This window comes from Caldinitratiruptor microaerophilus, from assembly GCF_025999835.1.
In the GTDB taxonomy this organism is placed as follows: Bacteria; Bacillota; Sulfobacillia; order Symbiobacteriales; family ZC4RG38; genus Caldinitratiruptor; species Caldinitratiruptor microaerophilus.
Window position 1 is genome coordinate 509705 of record NZ_AP025628.1, and the last position, 17898, is coordinate 527602.

The 17898-nt window shown below is 73.0% G+C and carries 17 protein-coding genes; all 17 read left to right on the forward strand.

The window, feature by feature from the left end:
- Window positions 1–15: 15 nt before the first annotated feature.
- The 17 genes from caldi_RS02425 (at window position 16) to pnp (ending at window position 17874) form a co-directional block, all read left to right on the forward strand.
- Window positions 16–981 carry an HAD family hydrolase gene (locus caldi_RS02425; protein ID WP_264843525.1) on the forward strand — a complete coding sequence of 322 codons (966 nt, stop codon included), beginning with the start codon at window positions 16–18 and terminating at the stop codon, window positions 979–981.
- A 5-nt stretch (window positions 982–986) separates the two neighbouring features.
- Complete coding sequence (locus tag caldi_RS02430) at window positions 987–1577, forward strand: DUF4149 domain-containing protein (RefSeq protein WP_264843526.1); 591 nt, start codon at window positions 987–989, stop codon at window positions 1575–1577.
- 10 nt (window positions 1578–1587) lie between these two features.
- Window positions 1588–1944 carry a hypothetical protein gene (locus caldi_RS02435; RefSeq protein WP_264843527.1) on the forward strand — a complete coding sequence of 119 codons (357 nt, stop codon included), beginning with the start codon at window positions 1588–1590 and terminating at the stop codon, window positions 1942–1944.
- Between the two features lie 47 nt (window positions 1945–1991).
- Window positions 1992–3191, forward strand: coding sequence for an ATP-binding protein (locus tag caldi_RS02440; protein ID WP_264843528.1), 1200 nt, complete (start codon window positions 1992–1994; stop codon window positions 3189–3191).
- 327 nt (window positions 3192–3518) lie between these two features.
- Window positions 3519–3995 (forward strand): ribosome maturation factor RimP, encoded by a 477-nt coding sequence (gene rimP / locus caldi_RS02445; protein WP_264843529.1) that lies wholly within the window; start codon window positions 3519–3521, stop codon window positions 3993–3995.
- A gap of 51 nt (window positions 3996–4046) precedes the next feature.
- A complete protein-coding gene (gene nusA, locus caldi_RS02450) occupies window positions 4047–5129 on the forward strand; it encodes a transcription termination factor NusA (RefSeq protein ID WP_264843530.1) in 1083 nt (360 codons plus the stop codon).
- 62 nt (window positions 5130–5191) lie between these two features.
- Window positions 5192–5458: an RNase P modulator RnpM gene (gene rnpM / locus caldi_RS02455; protein WP_264843531.1), complete on the forward strand. Its 267-nt coding sequence runs from the start codon at window positions 5192–5194 to the stop codon at window positions 5456–5458.
- Between the two features lie 3 nt (window positions 5459–5461).
- Window positions 5462–5854: a L7Ae/L30e/S12e/Gadd45 family ribosomal protein gene (locus caldi_RS02460; protein ID WP_264843532.1), complete on the forward strand. Its 393-nt coding sequence runs from the start codon at window positions 5462–5464 to the stop codon at window positions 5852–5854.
- An 87-nt stretch (window positions 5855–5941) separates the two neighbouring features.
- Window positions 5942–8767: a translation initiation factor IF-2 gene (gene infB, locus caldi_RS02465; protein ID WP_264843533.1), complete on the forward strand. Its 2826-nt coding sequence runs from the start codon at window positions 5942–5944 to the stop codon at window positions 8765–8767.
- A 76-nt stretch (window positions 8768–8843) separates the two neighbouring features.
- The gene (locus caldi_RS02470) at window positions 8844–9125 is read left to right on the forward strand and encodes a DUF503 domain-containing protein (protein ID WP_264843534.1); all 282 of its coding nucleotides are present in this window, start codon (window positions 8844–8846) and stop codon (window positions 9123–9125) included.
- A gap of 48 nt (window positions 9126–9173) precedes the next feature.
- Window positions 9174–9578 carry a 30S ribosome-binding factor RbfA gene (gene rbfA, locus caldi_RS02475; RefSeq protein WP_264843535.1) on the forward strand — a complete coding sequence of 135 codons (405 nt, stop codon included), beginning with the start codon at window positions 9174–9176 and terminating at the stop codon, window positions 9576–9578.
- The gene (locus caldi_RS02480; protein ID WP_264843536.1) at window positions 9571–10542 is read left to right on the forward strand and encodes a DHH family phosphoesterase; all 972 of its coding nucleotides are present in this window, start codon (window positions 9571–9573) and stop codon (window positions 10540–10542) included. Before rbfA ends, caldi_RS02480 begins: the two co-directional genes overlap by 8 nt.
- Window positions 10539–11453, forward strand: a complete 915-nt coding sequence (gene truB / locus caldi_RS02485; protein ID WP_264843537.1) for a tRNA pseudouridine(55) synthase TruB — start codon at window positions 10539–10541, stop codon at window positions 11451–11453. The genes caldi_RS02480 and truB overlap by 4 nt, the downstream gene beginning before the upstream one ends.
- Before the next feature lie 8 nt (window positions 11454–11461).
- The gene (locus caldi_RS02490) at window positions 11462–12463 is read left to right on the forward strand and encodes a bifunctional riboflavin kinase/FAD synthetase (protein ID WP_264843538.1); all 1002 of its coding nucleotides are present in this window, start codon (window positions 11462–11464) and stop codon (window positions 12461–12463) included.
- A 35-nt stretch (window positions 12464–12498) separates the two neighbouring features.
- A complete protein-coding gene (locus tag caldi_RS02495) occupies window positions 12499–15018 on the forward strand; it encodes a bifunctional acetate--CoA ligase family protein/GNAT family N-acetyltransferase (RefSeq protein ID WP_264843539.1) in 2520 nt (839 codons plus the stop codon).
- Between the two features lie 166 nt (window positions 15019–15184).
- Window positions 15185–15448 carry a 30S ribosomal protein S15 gene (gene rpsO / locus caldi_RS02500; RefSeq protein ID WP_406568117.1) on the forward strand — a complete coding sequence of 88 codons (264 nt, stop codon included), beginning with the start codon at window positions 15185–15187 and terminating at the stop codon, window positions 15446–15448.
- A 191-nt stretch (window positions 15449–15639) separates the two neighbouring features.
- On the forward strand, window positions 15640–17874 hold the full coding sequence (gene pnp / locus caldi_RS02505; protein ID WP_264844713.1) for a polyribonucleotide nucleotidyltransferase: 2235 nt from the start codon (window positions 15640–15642) through the stop codon (window positions 17872–17874).
- Window positions 17875–17898 lie beyond the last annotated feature (24 nt).

Below are 17898 nucleotides of genomic sequence, written 5' to 3' on the forward strand. Positions count from 1 at the left end.
CCTGAAGGGGTGGTCATGATCTTCCGGCTGCTGGGGCTCGACCTGGACGGCACCCTGCTCGGACCCGACGGGCGCGTGGCGGCGCCCACCGTGGCGGCGCTCCGCGAGGCCGCCCGCCGGGGCGTCCGGGTGGCGCTCGTGACCGGACGGTCGGCGGGTTCGGCCGGGCACCACGCCGGGCTCCTGGCGCGCAGGATCGGACACCCGGTAGCCTATGCCGCCTGCAACGGCGCCGGGATCTACGGCCCGTCGGGCGAGCCCCTCCGCCTGCGGCCGATCCCGCGGGGGCTGCTGGCGGAGGCGCTGGAGGCGCTCAGGGGCCTTGGCCTCCTCGTCTCCGTGTACGGACGGGAACACGTCTTCGTGCAGGAGCCGTGGCGCCACGTCCGGGCCTTCTGGCTGCCCCGCCGGCCGCCGCCCTGGCGCTGGCCCGCGGCCCTCCTGGCCACCCTGCGCTTCGGGCTCCAGAACCGGGTCCGCTGGGTGGGCGACATCCGGGACATGGCGCGCGAGGGCGCCGAGCCGGCGCTCAAGCTCTTCGTCACCACCCCGGGCGGAGCGCCCGCCGAGGGCGGGGGCGCGCTGGCGGGCCCGATCCGGGGCTGGGGGTTCGGCACTCCGGTCCTCCCCGGGCGCGCAGGTGCGCGCCTCCTGGAGGCCGCCGTCCGGGTGCTGGCCCGCCTGGCCCCGGCGCTGCACGTCACCCGGTCGGGCGCGGACAACATCGAGGTCACCGCCCCGGGCGTCCACAAGGGGTGGGCCCTCGAGGCGCTGGCGGCGATGTACGGGATCCGGCGCGAAGAGGTCCTGGCGATCGGGGACGGGCCCAACGACGTGGAGATGCTGGAGTTCGCCGGGATGGGGGTCGCCATGGGCAACGCCCCTCCCGAGGTACAGGCCCGGGCCGACCGCGTGGCCCCGCCCGTCTGGGAGCACGGGGCGGCGGCGGCCCTGCGGCGATACGTTCTGGGGGAAGGGTGAGGGGCATGCGCTTGTGGCGGGCGGTGGAGGCCGTGGCGCTCGGGCTGTGGCTCGGGGCGATGGTGGGCTTCGGGGCCCTGGTGGCGCCGCTCCTGTTCCAGATGGTGCCGTCCCGCAGCCTGGCGGGCGACATCGCGGGAGCGGCCATCCGCCGGATCGACTGGCTTGGCGCCGGGCTCGGCGTGCTGGCCGTGGTGGCGCTGGTCCGGACGGCTCCGGCGCGTCCCCTGCGCTGGCTGCGGCTGGTCCTTGTCCTGGGCATGATCGGGATCGCGGTGGCGAACGAGACCTACGTCCGGGGCCGGATCGACGCGATCGACGCGCAGCGCACCCGGCCCCTCGAGGAGTACGCCCCGGAAGACCCGCTGCGGCGGGAGTTCGACCGCTGGCACCGGACGTCGGTGAACCTCTGGGGGATCAACATGGCCATCGGCGCCGTCGCCCTCGGGTGGGCGGCGGCCGAGGGCGGGGAGGCACGCGGACGTGAAGGACGGCGCGAAGCACGGCGCGGAGAAGCCCGAGAGCCCGAACCCACCGGCGAGGGACTGGGACCGGGCGGTCCTGAAGGCCCTGCACCAGGCGGGAGCGGGGTTTGAGGCAGGGCTGGTGCCGTGGGAGGCCGTGGTCGACCTGTGGCGGGCGGCCGGCCCGGAAGACCGCCGGGCGCTGGAGCAGAAGCTCCTCGAGATGCTCGACCTCGACTACCGCAACCCCCATGCCGACTTCGTCCCCGCCGAGGAGGGCATCCCGGGGCTGCCGGCCGGCATGCAGCCGGACGACCTCCTGTGCCTGGAGGCGGCGGCGTTCGCCGCGACCCACCTCGGCCTGCCGGGGGTGCAGGACCGGTTGCGGGCGCTCCTGCGCGAGCCCCGCTTCCACGCGGTCTACCCCCGCCTGCGGCGGCTGCACCTCGAACTTCCGTCCCTTCTGGCAGGCCGGACGGGGGAGGCTGGATCTGGCTGATTGAAAGTTAGATTGACAGTTAGCCGGATGCCGGCTATGCTGGACTCATGATCATCCCGAGAATGGCGGAAGAGACGCTTCGCAGGCTGGCGAAGGGCTACCCGATCGTGGCGATCACGGGCCCCAGGCAGTCCGGCAAGACGACGCTGGCCCGGAAGGTCTTCGCGGAGAAGCCCTACGTTTCTCTGGAGGACCTGGACCAGCGGGAGTTCGCCGCGGAGGATCCCCGCGGGTTCCTGGCGCAGTTCCCGGATGGCGCCGTGCTGGACGAGGCGCAGCGGTGTCCCGGCTTGTTCTCGTATCTGCAGACACGCGTGGATCGAGATGGCCGCGCCGGTCTGTTCGTTCTCACCGGATCGCAGCAGTTCCACCTGCTCGACGGTGTGACACAGACGCTGGCGGGACGCGTGGCCCTGGTGCCGCTGTTGCCCTTCTCGCTCGCCGAGTTGCAGGCGGTGAATCGCGCTCCCGGCAGCCTGGAGGAGCTCCTTCACAGCGGTTTGTACCCGCCGATCCACGACCGGCGACTCGATCCCGGGATATGGTACGGAAACTATGTGGCAACCTACGTCGAACGGGACGTGCGGCAGATGATCAACGTTCGTGATCTGGGCACGTTCCAGCGGTTCGTCCGGATGTGCGCCGCGCGGACGGGGCAGCTGCTGAATCTCTCGGGGCTGGCCAACGACTGCGGGATCTCCCATACCACCGCGCGGGCCTGGCTCTCGGTGCTCGAGGCGAGCTACATCGTTCACCTGATGCCGCCGCACCACAGGAATTTCAGCAAGCGCCTGGTCAAGACGCCCAAGCTCTACTTCCTCGATCCCGGTCTTGCGGCCTGGCTCCTGGGCATCCAGCACGCGGGCCAGCTCTTGATCCATCCGCAGCGCGGGGCTCTCTTCGAGACCTGGGTCGTCAGCGAACTGTTGAAGGCGCGCTATAGCCGCGGCCTGGCGTCGAACCTCTACTTCTGGCGAGACCGGTCCGGACACGAGGTCGACGTGCTCATCGAGCAGGGGGATACCCTCGTCCCTGTCGAGATCAAGGCGGGACAGACCGTGACCCGGGACTACTTCCGCGGGCTCGAGAAGTGGCTCCAGATCGCAGGGAACAGTGCCGGACGGCCCTGGGTCGTGTACGCGGGCGATCAGCGCCAGACCCGTCAGGGGTACCATGTCGTACCCTGGAAAGAGCTCCCCCGATCCGATCTTCTGGGCCCTGGACCTGGCGCCACCGACGAGGCGTGACGTCCGAAGGAGGTGCTTCGGGCATGCACTGCAGGGCCGGGCCACACAGCGTGGCGGACGGAGGTTGTCACGGGCGGGGGCGCGTGCTATTCTATATGAAGGTGTGAAGGCTGTGGCCTTTTCGCAGCCTGCGTCGTAGTGTGTTAGCGGGATTCCCGCAGGCCGGCGCCTCCGGCGGCGGCCCGGGTACCCGGGCACAGGTAGCGTGGGTATCGGCGGAGTGGGTCTTACACCCACTCTTTTACACGTCCGGGGACAGCGCTGCGGGGCCCGCGGGCCGGGGCCGGGGTCCCCTTCCCCGGTCCGGGCAGGGGAGGTCTTTCCTCTTTGTCGAACAAGGTGGAGGTCCTCGTGGAGGACCTCGTCCGCCCGGTCGTCGAGGCCATGGGAATCGAGCTGGTCGCGGTGGAGTACGTGCGCGAGGCCGGCCGCCGGTTCCTGCGGCTGTACATCGACAAGCCCGGCGGGGTGAACCTGGACGATTGCGAGGCCGTGAGCCGGCGTGCGGAGGTGCTCCTGGATCAGGAGGACCCGATTCCGGAGTCGTACTACCTGGAGGTCTCCTCGCCCGGCCTGGAGCGTCCCCTGCGGAAGGACGCGGACTTCGAGCGCTTCGCCGGGCGCCGGGTGCGGATCACGACCTACTCGCCGGTGGGCGGCCGGAGGCGCTTCGAGGGGGAGCTCCTGGGCCTCAGCGAAGGGCGCGTGCGGCTGCGCGTGGCACCGCAGGGCAAGGGAGAGCCGGAAGAGGTGGCGATCCCCCGGGAGCAGGTGGCCAGCGCCCGCCTCCGCGCCGAGTTCTGACGCGGGTGAGGCGCAGGCCCGCCCGGCTGCGGCGGAACTGGGGGGTTGATGATGAACGCCGAACTGATCGGCGCGCTGGAGCAACTGGAGCACGAACGCGGGATCTCCAAGGAGATCCTGCTTCAGGCCATCGAGCAGGCCCTGGTCTCCGCGTACCGCCGCAACTTCGGCTCCGCCCAGAACGTGCGGGTGCACGTGGACCGGGAGACGGGCGACATCAAGGTGTACGCGCAGAAGACCGTCGTCGAGACGGTCACCGATCCACGCCTGGAGATCTCCCTCGAGGAGGCCCGGACGAAGGATCCGTCGGTGCAACCCGGGGACGTCTTCGAGATCGAGGTGCAGCACCGGGACTTCGGGCGGATCGCGGCGCAGACGGCCAAGCAGGTCGTGGTGCAGCGCATCCGCGAGGCCGAACGGGGCATCGTGTACGAGGAGTTTTCCAGCCGCGAGGGGGACATCGTCAGCGGCCAGGTCGCGCGCCAGGACCGCGCGACCCGCACGGTATTCGTGGATCTCGGCAAGAACGTGGAGGGCATCCTCCTCGCGCAGGAGCAGATCCCGGGCGAGAAGCTCGTGGAGGGCCAGACGATCAAGGCGTACGTCATCGACGTGAAGAAGACGAGCAAGGGGCCCACCATCTCCCTGTCCCGGACCCACCCGGGGCTCCTGCGGCGCCTCTTTGAGCTCGAGGTCCCCGAGATCCACGACGGGATCGTCGAGGTGAAGGCGATCGCCCGGGAGGCGGGGGCCCGGTCGAAGATCGCGGTCTACTCGCGTGTCGAGAACGTGGACCCCATCGGGTCCTGCGTGGGCCCGCGGGGGATGCGGGTGCAGAACATCGTCAACGAGCTGCAGGGTGAGAAGATCGACATCGTCAAGTGGGACCCGGACCCGGCGGTGTTCGTGGCGAACGCCCTGTCGCCCGCCCGGGTGGTCTCGGTGGACGTGGACGAGGCGGCACGGATCGCCCGGGTGGTGGTTCCGGACTACCAGCTCTCGCTCGCGATCGGCAAGGAGGGCCAGAACGCCCGGCTTGCCGCCAAGCTCACGGGCTGGAAGATCGACATCCGGAGCGAGTCGCAGGCCCGGAGCGGGTACTGGGGAAGTCCGGAAGGTGAGCGCCAGGTGTGAGGGCTACCACCCCGGAGCGGCGACGGTCGGGATGGCACAGGAGGGGCACTGGAGGTGAGGGCATGGCCAGGGTGAAGAAGATACCGCTTCGCATGTGCGTCGGGTGCCAGGAGATGCACCCGAAGAAGGAGATGCTGCGGGTGGTCCGGACGCCGGACGGCCAGATCCTGCTGGATCCGACCGGGAAGAAGTCCGGCCGGGGGGCGTACGTCTGCCGGAACGTGACCTGCCTGCAGCAGGCGGTCAAGGCGCGCCGCCTGGAGCGGGCCCTGGGCCAGCCCGTCTCACCCGAGGTGCTCGCGGCGCTGGAAGCCGGGGTGGTGAGTTGACAGGTGCTGCCCCGGCAGGTAGGGCAGCTCTTGGGCCTGTGCCGGCGCGCCGGCGTGCTCCTGGCCGGCGAAAGGGCCGTGCGCGCCGCCCTGGGCCGGCGGACGCTGGGCCTCGTGCTCCTGGCGGAGGATGCCGGGGCCAACGCCACCCGCCGTTACGCGGGGCTCGGCGGCCGGGTGCCGGTGTACGTGGCAGGCACCCGCCAGGAACTGGGCGCTGCCGTCGGCCTCTCGCCCAGGGCGGTCCTCGGGGTGGCGGCCGGACCGCTCGGCGACCGCCTGGCGGCGGCCCTGTCGGAAGCGGGCCTGGCACCGGCCGGCGTGCCCGGGTCACGCCCGGCCGGGGCGCAATCGGGTGCGGGACACGCGCCGGGGAGGCGGTGCCCGCTACAGTAACGACCTAGTCCGACCTACGACCGGATGCGGACCGAGACGGTCCACCGAAACTCTTATGTCTGGATGTGATCGCCCGAGATGAGTTCGATGGATCAGAGGACCGAGGAGAAGAAGACGACACGGGGCTCGGGGTCCCAGAGCCGGCCCGCCAGACGGGAGGAGCGGGCGGCGGTCAAGGACGCCAACGCCCCGCGCGCCTCGCTCCTGGACCTTTACTTCGGCGAGGGCGCCAAGCTGCGGGACGAGGAAGGGACGGCCCGCCGCGCGCCGCGCTCGCCGGACCAGAAGCGGCCTGCTGCCGAGCTGGCCGCGGGGGCGGCCGTGCGCCAGCCTTCCGCTGCCCGGCCCCGGCCGGCTCCGCCGCCGGCAGCGCAGCGGCCTGCGGCGGAGGTGCAGCGGGGGGCCGCCCCCGCGCAGCCGCCTGCGCCGCCCAAGCCGCGCGCGGAGGCACCGGCACGGGCTCCGGGGGCGGCGCCGGCGGAGCCGCGCCCGGCGCCCAAGGCGGCACCGCCTGCCGCCGCGGCCCCCCCGGCCGAGGCCCGCCCCGCGGATGCCCGCACGGCCGGGGGCGCCCCCCAGCCCGCGCAGCCGCCTGCCCAGGCGCCTGCGACCCCTCCCCGGGAGGGGCGGCCGGCCGCCCAGGCGGCGCAGCCTGCGGAGCCGGTGCGGCGGGCGCAGCGGCCCGAACCGCCGCGCCCGGCCGCGGAGGTGCGTCCCGCGCAGCGGCCGGCGCCGCCGCCCCTGCAGACGTTCGTCCCCCGGGCGGTGGCCCCGGCGCCCCCGCCTCCCCAGCGAATCGAGAGGGCGCCCGAGCCGCCACGCCCGGCTCGCCCGGCGGCGGAGGCGCGCCCGGCGCCCGGCGCGCGGCCGGACCGCGGGCCGCAGGCGGGCGGCCGGCCCGGCGCGGCCCCCGGGCGGCCCGGCGCTCCGGGGCGTCCCGGCATGCGGGGCCGGGGGCGGCCGCTGGCCATCCCCAAGCTGGACCCGCGGGTGGCGGCCGAGCAGAAGCAGGAGCAGAAGCGCCCGGTCACGGCCGAGAAGCGGCGTGAGAAGCCTGTCGTCGACGAGCTGCTGGATCGCCGCGACCGGCCCCCGGAGGAGAAGCTCTTCGGCCGCCGGGTGGGCCGCGGCGCCGTGGTGGAGCGCCGGGCGGCGCGGCAGTCGATCACCATCGAGGGGCCCATCACGGTCAAGGAACTGGCCCACGAGATGGGAATCACGGCCGGGGAGGTCATCAAGCGCCTGCTCAAGCTCGGCGTGATCGCCAACATCAACCAGGAGCTCGACACGGACACCGCGCAGATCGTCGGGGCCGAGTTCGGGGTCACGGTGAACGTGAAGCCGCCGGAGGACCTGGCCGTCTACGACCAGATCGAGGACCCCGACGAGCCCGCGGAGCTCAAGAAGCCCCGTCCGCCCGTGGTGGTGGTCATGGGCCACGTCGACCACGGCAAGACCACCCTGCTCGACGCCATCCGGGAGACCCGGGTGGCGGCGGGCGAGGCCGGCGGCATCACGCAGCACATCGGCGCCTACACGGTGGAGATCAAGGGCAAGAAGATCACCTTCCTGGACACCCCGGGCCACGAGGCGTTCACCGCCATGCGCGCCCGCGGCGCGAAGGTCACCGACATCGCCGTGCTCGTGGTCGCCGCCGACGACGGCGTGATGCCCCAGACGGTCGAGGCGATCAACCACGCCAAGGCGGCGAACGTGCCCATCATCGTGGCGATCAACAAGATCGACCTGCCCGGCGCCAACCCGGACCGGGTCAAGACCGAACTCACCGAGCACGGGCTGCTGGTGGAGGAGTGGGGCGGCGACACCATCGCCGTGCCGGTGTCCGCGAAGCAGAAGACGAACCTCGACCTGCTCCTGGAGAACATCCTCCTGGTGGCCGAGGTGCAGGACCTGAGGGCCAATCCGGACAAGGAGGCCCGGGGCACGATCCTGGAGGCCGAGCTCGACAAGGGCCGCGGCCCGGTCGGCACCGTGCTGGTCCAGGGCGGTACCCTCCAGGTCGGCGACGTGTTCGTCTGCGGCAGCACCTGGGGTCGTGTCCGGGCCATGTTCGACGACCGCGGCAAGCGGGTCAAGAAGGCCGGGCCCTCCGTGCCCGTCCAGGTGCTGGGCTTCAGCGACGTGCCCGAGGCCGGCGACGTGTTCCGGGTGATCGGCGACGAGAAGAAGGCCCGCGAGATCGCCGAGCGCCGGCGGGCGCAGCGCCGCCTGACCGAACAGGTGCAGGCCCGGGCGAGCCTCGACGACCTCATGGCCCGCGTGAAGGAAGGCGAGCTGCAGGAGCTCAACATCATCGTCAAGGCCGACGTGATGGGCTCCGCCGAGGCCGTCCGCCAGGCCCTGGAGAAGCTGGAGAACGAGGAGGTCCGCGTCCGGGTCATCCACTCCGGCGTGGGCGCCGTCAGCGAGTCCGACGTGATGCTGGCCGCGGCCTCGCACGCCATCATCGTGGGCTTCAACGTCCGGCCCGACGAGCGGGCCGCCCAGGCCGCCCGCCAGCAGAACGTCGAGATCAAGACGTACCGGATCATCTACGAGGCCGTCGACGACGTCAAGGCCGCCCTCCAGGGCATGGTCAAGCCCAAGTTCGAGGAGGTCTCCCTCGGCAAGGCGGAGGTCCGGGCGGTGTTCCGGGTGCCCAAGGTGGGCAACGTGGCCGGCTGCCTGGTCCAGGACGGCAAGGTCACCCGCTCCGCCAGGGTGCGGCTGATCCGGGACGGCACGGTGATCTGGGAGGGCCAGGTGGCATCCCTCAAGCGGTTCAAGGACGACGTCCGCGAGGTGCCCGCCGGCCAGGAGTGCGGCATCGGCCTGGACGGGTACAACGACATCAAAGAGGGCGACGTGATCGAGGCCTACACGGTGCAGGAGGTCAAGCCCGTCAGCGCGTGAGCGCCACGACGCGGGGCCGGCCGGCGGGCCGGCCCCGCAGCGCCCCGGGCCGGGCCTGCCGGGGGGTGCGGGTGCGGTGGTGGTCGCCATCATCCGGCTGGAACTGTCGATCCCCCACGCCACGAACCTGAAGGAGAAGCGCCGGGTGTTGCAGAGCATCATGGAGCGGGTGCGTGCCCGCTACGGCGTGTCGGCGGCCGAGGTCGACGGTCAGGACCTGTGGCAGCGGGCGGTGGTGGGCATGGCCCTGGTGTCCGGCGAGGAGGCCCACGCCCGGGAGGCGGCGGCCAAGGTCGTCGCCTTCGTGGAGAGCCACTTCGAGGGCGAGGTCTGCCGGGCAGACGTGGAGATCGTGTGACCCCCGGCCCCCGGGCCGGGGCGGCACAGCGCCGGGAGGCTCGTCGGCATGCGGCAGGAGCGGCTTGCGGCCCAGATCCAGAGCGAGATCGCGGACATGCTCCAGCACGAGGTGAAGGATCCGCGGATCGGCTTCGCCTCGATCGTCAAGGTTGACCTTTCGGGCGACTTGCGGGTCGCCAAGGTGCACGTCAGCATCCTCGGGGACGAGGCGGCGCGCGAGGCAACCCTGGCCGGCCTGGAGAGCGCCAAGGGCTTCATCCGGACCGAGCTCGGGCGGCGGCTCCGGCTTCGCTTCACGCCGGAGATCCGGTTCGTGCTGGACCGGGGCATCGAGCACGGGGACCGCATCGCCCGGATCCTTCACCAGCTGCGCCCGGAGGGCGGCGGCCCCGCGCCGGCGGAGCGCGGCGAGGGACCCGGGGCCGACGGAGGTGGGACGGACCGTGGCTGACATCGGCGCCCGTGAGGCGGCCAGGCTCATCCTGGACGCGCGGCGGGTGCTGTTCTTCCTGCACGTGTCGCCGGACGGGGATACCATCGGGTCCTCGCTGGCGGTGTGCCGCGCGGCCCGGGCGCTGGGCAAGGAGGCCTGGTGCGTCGGGGTCGACCCGGTGCCCCGGATCTACCAGTTCCTGCCGGGCTGGACCGAGCTGTTCCGCCCGTGGCAGGAGCTCGATGGGGAATGGGACCTCGGGGTGCTCCTGGACTGCGGCGACCGCAGCCGGGTCGGCCCGGCGGAGCCCCTCCTCGGGCGCTGCCGGCGGACCCTGAACGTCGACCACCACGCCACCAACGGCCGCTACGGCGACTACAACTGGCTCGACTTCCGGGCGGCGGCGGTCGGAGAGATGGCCTACCGCCTGGTCGTGGAGATGGGCGCGCCCGTCGACCCGCCGACGGCCACCTGCCTCTACACGGCCATCGTGACCGACACGGGCAGCTTCCGGTACGACTCGACCACCCCGGCCACGCACGAGATCGCCGCCCGGCTCATCGAGGCCGGCGTGCTGCCGTACCGCGTCGCCGAGGCCGTGTGGGAGAGCGAGACCCCGGAGCGGCTGCGCCTCCTGTCGGCCTGCCTGGCCACGCTCCAGCTGCACGCCGGCGGGCGGGTGGCGACGCTGAGGGTGACCCGGGACATGCTCGCCGCCACCGGCGCCACCGACGAGGACGTCGACGGGATGGTGAACTTCGCCCGCTCGATCGCCGGAGTGGAGGTGGGACTCCTGTTCCGCGAGACCGGGAACGGGAAGGTCCGGGTGAACCTCCGGTCCCGGGGCGGCCTCGACGTGAGCCGGGTCGCGGAGCGATTCGGCGGCGGAGGGCACCCGCGCGCGGCCGGCTGCACGGTGGAGGGGGACATCGCCGCGGTGGAGGCACAGGTGGTGGCAGCGGCCGCCGAGGCGCTGGGGTGATCGGGGTCCTCAACGTGAACAAGCCGGTCGGCATGACGTCGCACGACGTGGTCGCCCGCGTACGGCGCCTGGCGGGCGAGCGCCGCGTGGGCCACGCGGGGACCCTGGACCCGGGGGCCACCGGCGTCCTCCCCCTGTGCCTGGGGCCGGCCACCCGGCTGGCGGAGTACATCGGCCAGACCGGCAAGGCCTACCGGGCGGCGGTGACCTTCGGCATCGCCACCGACACCCTCGACGCCGGCGGCCGGGAGACCGCCCGCGTTCCGGTGCCGGGGCTCGGGGCGGAGGCCGTGGCCGCCGTGCTGTCCCGGTTCCGGGGAGAGATCGAGCAGGTGCCGCCCATGGTCTCCGCGCTCAAGGTGGGCGGGCGGCGCCTGTACGAGCTGGCCCGGCAGGGGGTGGAGGTGGCGCGCGCCCCCCGGCGGGTCACCGTGTACCGCCTGGAGCTGGTCGGATACGAGCCGGGCGAGTTCCCCGTGGCCCACCTGGCGGTCGAGTGCTCGGCCGGGTTCTACGTCCGGGCCCTGGCGGCCGACATCGGCGCGGCGCTCGGGGTACCGGCGCACCTGTCGGGGCTGGTCCGCCACCGCGTCGGGCCGTTTTCGCTGGAAGAGGCCGTGGCCCTGGAGGCGCTGGAGGCCGGCGGGGTCGAGCGGTACCTCCTGCCGCCGCTGCGGGCGGTGGCGCACCTGCCCGTGGTGCGGCTCGCCCGGGACGAGGTGCGCGCCGTGCGGCAGGGGCGGCCGCCGCGGCGCCCCGTGGCCGCCGAGCCGCCGGCATGGAGCGGAGCCGGCGCCCGGGAAGCCGCGCGGGACCGGGTGGCGCTGGTCGACCCGGACGGCCAGCTCGTCGCCGTCGCGCGCCGGGATGGCTCCGGCGGCGCGCTGGCCCTCGAGAAAGTGCTCCCGTGAGGAGGGCGATGGGGCCCGAGATGGAACTCGTGCGGAGCGTGGAGCAGGTGCCCCGCCACCCGGGCGGCAACCGGGTGGCCATCGGCATGTGGGACGGCGTGCACCTGGGGCACCAGTCGATCCTGCGCGCCCTGGTGGACTCGGCTCGCGCCGCCGGCGGGCAGTCGGTCGTGATGGGGTTCGACCCCCACCCGATGGCGCTGCTCCGCCCGGAGGAGGCGCCCCGCCACCTCCAGAGCGTGGAGGAGCGCGCCGACGTCCTTGCCGCGCTGGGGGTCGACGTGCACCTGGTCATCCCCTTCACCCGGGAGTTCGCCGACCTCACCGCCGACCAGTTCGTCGACCGGATCCTGATCGGCGACCTCTGCGCCCGTCAGGTGATGGTCGGCTTCAACTTCACCTTCGGCCGTGGCGGACGGGGAACCGCCGGGACCCTGGTGGAGCTCTGCGCCCGGCACGGGGTGGAGGTGCGCGTCTTCGAGCCGGTCCGCCTGGGCGGCGAGACCGTGTCGTCCACCGCCGTCCGTTACCTTCTCGCTGCAGGCGAAGTGGGCCGGGCAGGCGAACTCCTCGGTAGGCCCTTCGCGCTCTCCGGAGAGGTGATCCCGGGCGACCGGCGGGGCCGCCGCCTCGGCTTCCCGACGGCGAACCTGAACACGGCTGCCGGCCGGCAGCTGCCGGCCCCCGGGGTCTACGCCGTACGGGTCACCGTCCTCCCGCCCGGGCGGCACGCCGTGCTGCCCCACGAGGGGGGCGTCACCCGGTACGGGGGGATGCTGAACCTCGGCACCCGCCCCACGGTGGGGGGCACCGGGCTGCGGGTCGAGGTGCACCTCTTCGGGTTCCAGGGCGACCTGTATGGGCGGCGCCTGCAGGTCGAGTTCGTGCGCCGGCTCCGGGCCGAGCGCGCCTTCCCCGACCTGGACGCCCTGGCCCGCCAGCTTCACCAGGACGAGCGCAACGCCCGGGCGGCCCTCGCCGAGTTCGACCCCTCGCTCCTGAGCGCGTGACCGTCCCGGGCGCCTGACGCAGGGGGTGACAGGACGTGGTGGAGCGGGTCCGCGACCCGGCTCGTTACAGCGAGCACGTGGTGCTGCGCGACGGGACCGTCGTCCTCCTGCGGGTGGCCCGGGAAGAGGACGAGGCGGCCGTGGCCGACCTCTTCCGCCGCGCTTCCCTGCAGAGCCTGCGGTTGCGCTTCTTCGCCGCCGTGTCCCAGGTGAGCCCGGCCCTCATCCGGGAGTTCGTCACGGTCGACTTCGAGAACCGGGCCGGCCTGGTGGCGGTGCACGGCGACGAGTCGGGCGAGAAGGTCATCGGCATCGGGACCTACGTCCGCCTGCCCCGGCGCAGCTCCGCCGAGGTGGCGTTCATGGTCGACGACGCCTTCCACGGCCGGGGCCTCGGCAGCCTGCTCCTGGAACGGCTGGCCCGCATCGCCGTCCTGCACGGCATCTACACGTTCGAGGCAGACGTCCTGGCGGAGAACCGGCCGATGATGCAGGTCTTCGCCGAGAGCGGCTTCGAGCTCACCCGGGCCTACGAGGGCGGCACGATCCACGTGCACTTCCCCATGGCCGGAGTGCAGGCCGCCCGGGCCCGGGCCGAGCTGCGCGAGCGGGTGGCGGTGGCCGCCTCGCTCGTCCCGTTCTTCCGGCCCCGGTCTGTGGCGGTGGTGGGGGCCTCCCGGGACCCGGAGACGATCAGCGGGCTCCTCTTCCGCAACCTGATCCACGCCGGCTTCCAGGGTCCCGTCTACCCGGTCAACCGGAGCGCGACGTCGATCTCCGGGGTGCGGGCCTACCCTTCGGTCGCCGAGCTCCCCGAGGCGCCTGACCTGGCCCTCATCGCCGTGCCGGCCGCCGAGGTGCCGGAGGTCGTGCGCGAGTCGATCGCCGCCGGGGTGCGGGCCCTCGTCATCCTCACGGCCGGCTTCGCCGAGCTGGGCGAGGAGGGGCGGCGGCGCCAGAGGGAGATCGCCGACCTGGCGCGCCTCCACGGCCTGCGCCTGGTGGGCCCCAACTCCATGGGCCTCATCAACACGGACCCGGCGGTGAGCCTCAACGCGAGCGTCTCCCGCCTCATGCCCCCGCGGGGCCGGGTCGGCTTCCTGTCCCAGAGCGGCGCGCTGGGCCTCAGCGTGCTCCGCTACGCCACCGAGCTGGGCCTCGGCTTCTCCACCTTCGTGAGCGTGGGCAACAAGGCGGACGTGTCCGGCAACGACCTGCTGCAGTACTGGGAGGAGGACGCGGATACCGACCTCATCCTCCTGTACCTCGAGTCCTTCGGCAACCCGCGCAAGTTCGCCCGCATCGCCCGGCGGGTGGGGGCCCGCAAGCCGGTGCTGGTGGTCAAGAGCGGCCGCACCCCCCAGGGATCCCGGGCGGCGCTGTTTCACACGGCGGCGCGGGAGGCCGGCGAGCGGTACGTGGAGGCGCTCTTCGAGCAGGCAGGGGTGATCCGGGCCAACACGCTCGAGGAGATGTTCGACGCGGCGCTGCTCCTGGCGTACCAGCCGCTCCCGCGCGGCAGCCGCGTCGGCGTGGTGACGAACTCCGGAGGTCCGGCCATCCTGTGCGCCGACGCCTGCGCCGGCACGGGACTGGAGATCCCGGAACTCTCGCCCCACGTGCGGGACGAGCTCATGCCCGTGGTGCCCGCGGGCTCCGAGCCCCGCAACCCGCTCGACCTCGGCCCGGCGGCCGGCCCGGAGGAATACGAGCGGGGGCTGCGGGCCGTGCTCGCCGACCCGGGGATCGACGCGGCGATCGTCATCTACGTGCCCGTGCTCACCGCGGAGACCGGCTCGGTCGCCGCCGCCATCCGCCGGGCCGTGGCGGCGGCGGGGCAGGAGAAACCGGTGGCCGCCTGCTTCATGGGGACGAGCGGCGTGGCGCCCCTCACGGGCCCGGACGGCCCGACCATCCCCTCGTACCGGTTTCCGGAGTCGGCGGCCATCGCCCTGGGGCGTGTGTGCGCCTACGCCCGCTGGCGGTCCCGGCCGGCCGGGCGCTACGTCGACCCGCCCGGCATCCGGCGGGAGGAGGCCCACGCGGTGGTGCAGGGCGCGGCAAGGGCGCCCCGGGTGACCCTGCGGCCGGCGGAGGCGGCGCGCCTGCTGGACGCCTACGGTATCCCCTGCGCGGGCGGCCGGCGGGGCCGGCGGCCGCCCGCCCTCACCGCGCGGGTGGTGCAGGACCCGGTGTTCGGGCCGGTGATCGGGGTGCAGGGGGCGGACGGATGCGGGCGCCCCGCGCCGCCCGTCTTCCGGATCACGCCGCTCACGGACGCCGACGCCGCGGAGCTGGTCGGCCACCTGGGCCCCCTCGCCCCGGGCGGCGCCGGCGAGGAGCCGGTCCGGGAAGGGCTGGCCGATCTCCTCCTGCGCCTGTCGGCCCTCATCGAGGACCAGCCGTGGGTCGACGAGGTGGAGCTGCCTCTCCGCACCGATTCGTCCGGCCGCTGGGTGGCGGCCGGGGCGCGGGTGACGCTGGATACCGGCGGGACGGTGCCGCCGGCCGCCGCGCGCCGCCGGCAGCGCCCCGGCGCGGCCGAGCCCGCCTGAGCCCCGGCGGCCCCCGCGGCCATTTACACGGGACCACGGGTGTGTTACACTCGCTCTGGCCCGGATCTCGGCCGGCACGCCTCCTTCCGGCGGCAGGCTGGGACCGCGGAGGTCGTTGCGAGTCGTGAGCCGTGAGTTGTGAGTCAGGAGGAAGGAGCCCGTGGCGCTGACGCAGGAAGCCAAGAAAGGCATCATCGAGAAGTACCGCATCCACGACACCGACACCGGTTCCCCCGAGGTGCAGGTGGCCATCCTGACCGAGCGGATCAACCAGCTGACCGAGCACCTGCGCGTCCACCACAAGGACCACCACAGCCGGCGGGGGCTGTTCAAGATGATCGGCCAGCGCCGGCGCCTGCTGAACTACCTGCAGCGGGTGGACGTGGAGCGGTACAAGCAGCTCATCGAAGCGCTCAACCTGCGGAAGTAGGCGAGGACCAGGCCCGGAGGGCCTGGTCTTTCTTCTGTTCAGGAAGTGGCCGCAAAGGAAATACTACACCAGATGTGGAATCCTTTCTGGCCCTCGATCGGGTCCTCGACGAAGCCCAGATGAGGCGGGCGGGCCCGGCCCGCCCGGACGCGCACCAAGGGAGGAATTCCGTGGAGCCCCGAGAGTTTCGCATGACGCTGGGCGGCCGGGAACTGGTCCTCGAGACCGGCCGTCTGGCGAAACAGGCGGGGGGATCGGTGCTCGTGCGCTACGGCGACACCGTCGTGCTGGTCACGGCCACCGCGTCCGCCCAGCCCCGGGAAGGGGTCGACTTCTTCCCGCTCACCGTCGACTACGAGGAACGCCTGTACGCGGTGGGCAAGATCCCCGGCAACTGGTTCCGGCGGGAGGGCAAGCCCACCACCAAGGCGATCCTGAACGCCCGGCTCACCGACCGCCCGATCCGCCCGCTGTTCCCGGACGGCTTCCGGAACGACGTCCAGGTGATCTGCACGGTGCTGAGCGTCGACCCCGACTGCGCGCCGGAGTTCTGCGCGATGGTCGGCGCCTCCGCGGCCCTCCACATCTCGGACATCCCGTGGGAGGGCCCGATCGGCGCGTGCATCGTGGGGCGGGTGGACGGCGAGTTCGTGGTGAACCCCACCGCCGAACAGGCCGAGCGCAGCGAGATGCACCTCGTCGTGGCGGCGACCGACAAGGCCGTGCTCATGGTGGAGGCCGGCGCCAGGGAAGTGCCCGAGGAGATCATGCTCGAGGGCATCCTCTTCGGCCACGAGGTGTCCCGCCAGGTCATCCGGCTGATCGAGGAGATGCGCCAGGCCGTCGGCAAGCCCAAGCGCGACGTGCCCCTGTACCGGCCGCCGGCCGAGCTGGAGCAGGCCGTGCGTGAGCTGGCCACGGAGCCCCTGCGCCGGGCGCTGGTGGAGAACCCGGGCAAGCAGGCCCGGGAGGAGGCCATCGCCCAGGTCGGCGCGGACGTGCACGCCGCCCTGGCGGAGCGGTTCCCGGACCAGGAGAAGGACATCTCGGCGCTGCTCAAGACGATCCTGAAAGAGGAGGTCCGCCGGGCGATCCTCCGGCACGGCATCCGCCCCGACGGCCGGCGGCTGGACGAGATCCGGCCCCTGCACATCGAGGTCGGGGTGCTGCCCCGCACCCACGGCTCCGGGCTGTTCCAGCGCGGCCAGACCCAGGTCCTGAGCGTGTGCACCCTGGGCACGGTCTCCGACGTGCAGCGCCTGGACGACCTCACCCTCGAGGAGTTCAAGCGGTACATGCACCACTACAACTTCCCCCCGTTCTCGGTCGGCGAGACCCGGCCGATGCGCGGCCCGGGGCGCCGGGAGATCGGCCACGGGGCGCTGGCCGAGCGGGCGCTGGAGCCGGTGCTGCCGTCGGAGGACGAGTTCCCGTACACGATCCGGGTCGTCTCCGAGGTGCTCGAGTCGAACGGCTCGACCTCCATGGCGTCCACGTGCGGGTCGACGCTCGCCCTGATGGACGCCGGGGTGCCCATCAAGGCGCCGGTGGCCGGCATCGCCATGGGCCTCGTGGAGGGCGAGCCGGGGGAGTTCGCCGTGCTGACGGACATCCAGGGCATCGAGGACGCCCTGGGGGACATGGACTTCAAGGTGGCGGGCACCCGCAAGGGCGTGACCGCCCTGCAGATGGACATGAAGATCTCCGGCACCACCCGGGAGGTCTTCGAGAAGGCCCTCACGCAAGCCCGCCAGGCCCGCCTGTTCATCCTGGACGAGATGCTCAAGGTCCTCCCCGCCCCGCGGCCGGAACTCTCCCCGTGGGCCCCGCGGATCATCACGATGAAGGTGCACCCGGACAAGATCCGCGAGGTGATCGGCCCCGGCGGGAAGATGATCAACAAGATCATCGCCGAGTGCGCGGTGAACGGGCGCAAGCCGGAGATCGACATCGAGGACGACGGCACCGTGCACATCGCCGCCGTGAACGTCGAGGCCGGCGAGAAGGCCCGCCGCATGATCGAGGCGCTCGTCAAGGACCCCGAACCCGGGAGCATCTACACCGGCAAGGTGGTCCGGCTCATGAACTTCGGCGCCTTCGTGGAGATCCTCCCGGGGAAGGAAGGGCTCGTGCACATCAGCGAGCTGGCCGAGGGGCGCGTCGAGCGGGTCGAGGACGTGGTGAACATCGGCGACGAGCTCACCGTCATGGTGACGGAGATCGACAAGCTCGGGCGCATCAACCTCTCCCGGAAGGCGGTGCTCCGGGCCGAGCGGGAGAAGCGCGGCGAACCGCTGCCCGCCGGCGCCGTGCGCCGGGACCGGGACGGCCGGCCGGGCCGGCCCGCAGCGCCCCCGCCGCCGGCCCGGGGCGACCGGCCGCCCGGAAGGCACGGGGACCGAAGGCCGGACAGGGGGCGGCGCTAGGGTGAATCCCGTCGGACAGCGAGG

Excerpts from the sequence above, each read along its gene's own strand:
- caldi_RS02425 (WP_264843525.1), top strand. The coding sequence starts at position 16 with ATGATCTTCCGGCTGCTGGGGCTCGACCTGGACGGCACCCTGCTCGGA.
- caldi_RS02430 (WP_264843526.1), top strand. The coding sequence starts at position 987 with ATGCGCTTGTGGCGGGCGGTGGAGGCCGTGGCGCTCGGGCTGTGGCTC.
- caldi_RS02440 (WP_264843528.1), top strand. The coding sequence starts at position 1,992 with ATGATCATCCCGAGAATGGCGGAAGAGACGCTTCGCAGGCTGGCGAAG.
- nusA (WP_264843530.1), top strand. The coding sequence starts at position 4,047 with ATGAACGCCGAACTGATCGGCGCGCTGGAGCAACTGGAGCACGAACGC.
- rnpM (WP_264843531.1), top strand. The coding sequence starts at position 5,192 with ATGGCCAGGGTGAAGAAGATACCGCTTCGCATGTGCGTCGGGTGCCAG.
- infB (WP_264843533.1), top strand. The coding sequence starts at position 5,942 with ATGGATCAGAGGACCGAGGAGAAGAAGACGACACGGGGCTCGGGGTCC.
- rbfA (WP_264843535.1), top strand. The coding sequence starts at position 9,174 with ATGCGGCAGGAGCGGCTTGCGGCCCAGATCCAGAGCGAGATCGCGGAC.
- caldi_RS02490 (WP_264843538.1), top strand. The coding sequence starts at position 11,462 with ATGGGGCCCGAGATGGAACTCGTGCGGAGCGTGGAGCAGGTGCCCCGC.
- pnp (WP_264844713.1), top strand. The coding sequence starts at position 15,640 with ATGACGCTGGGCGGCCGGGAACTGGTCCTCGAGACCGGCCGTCTGGCG.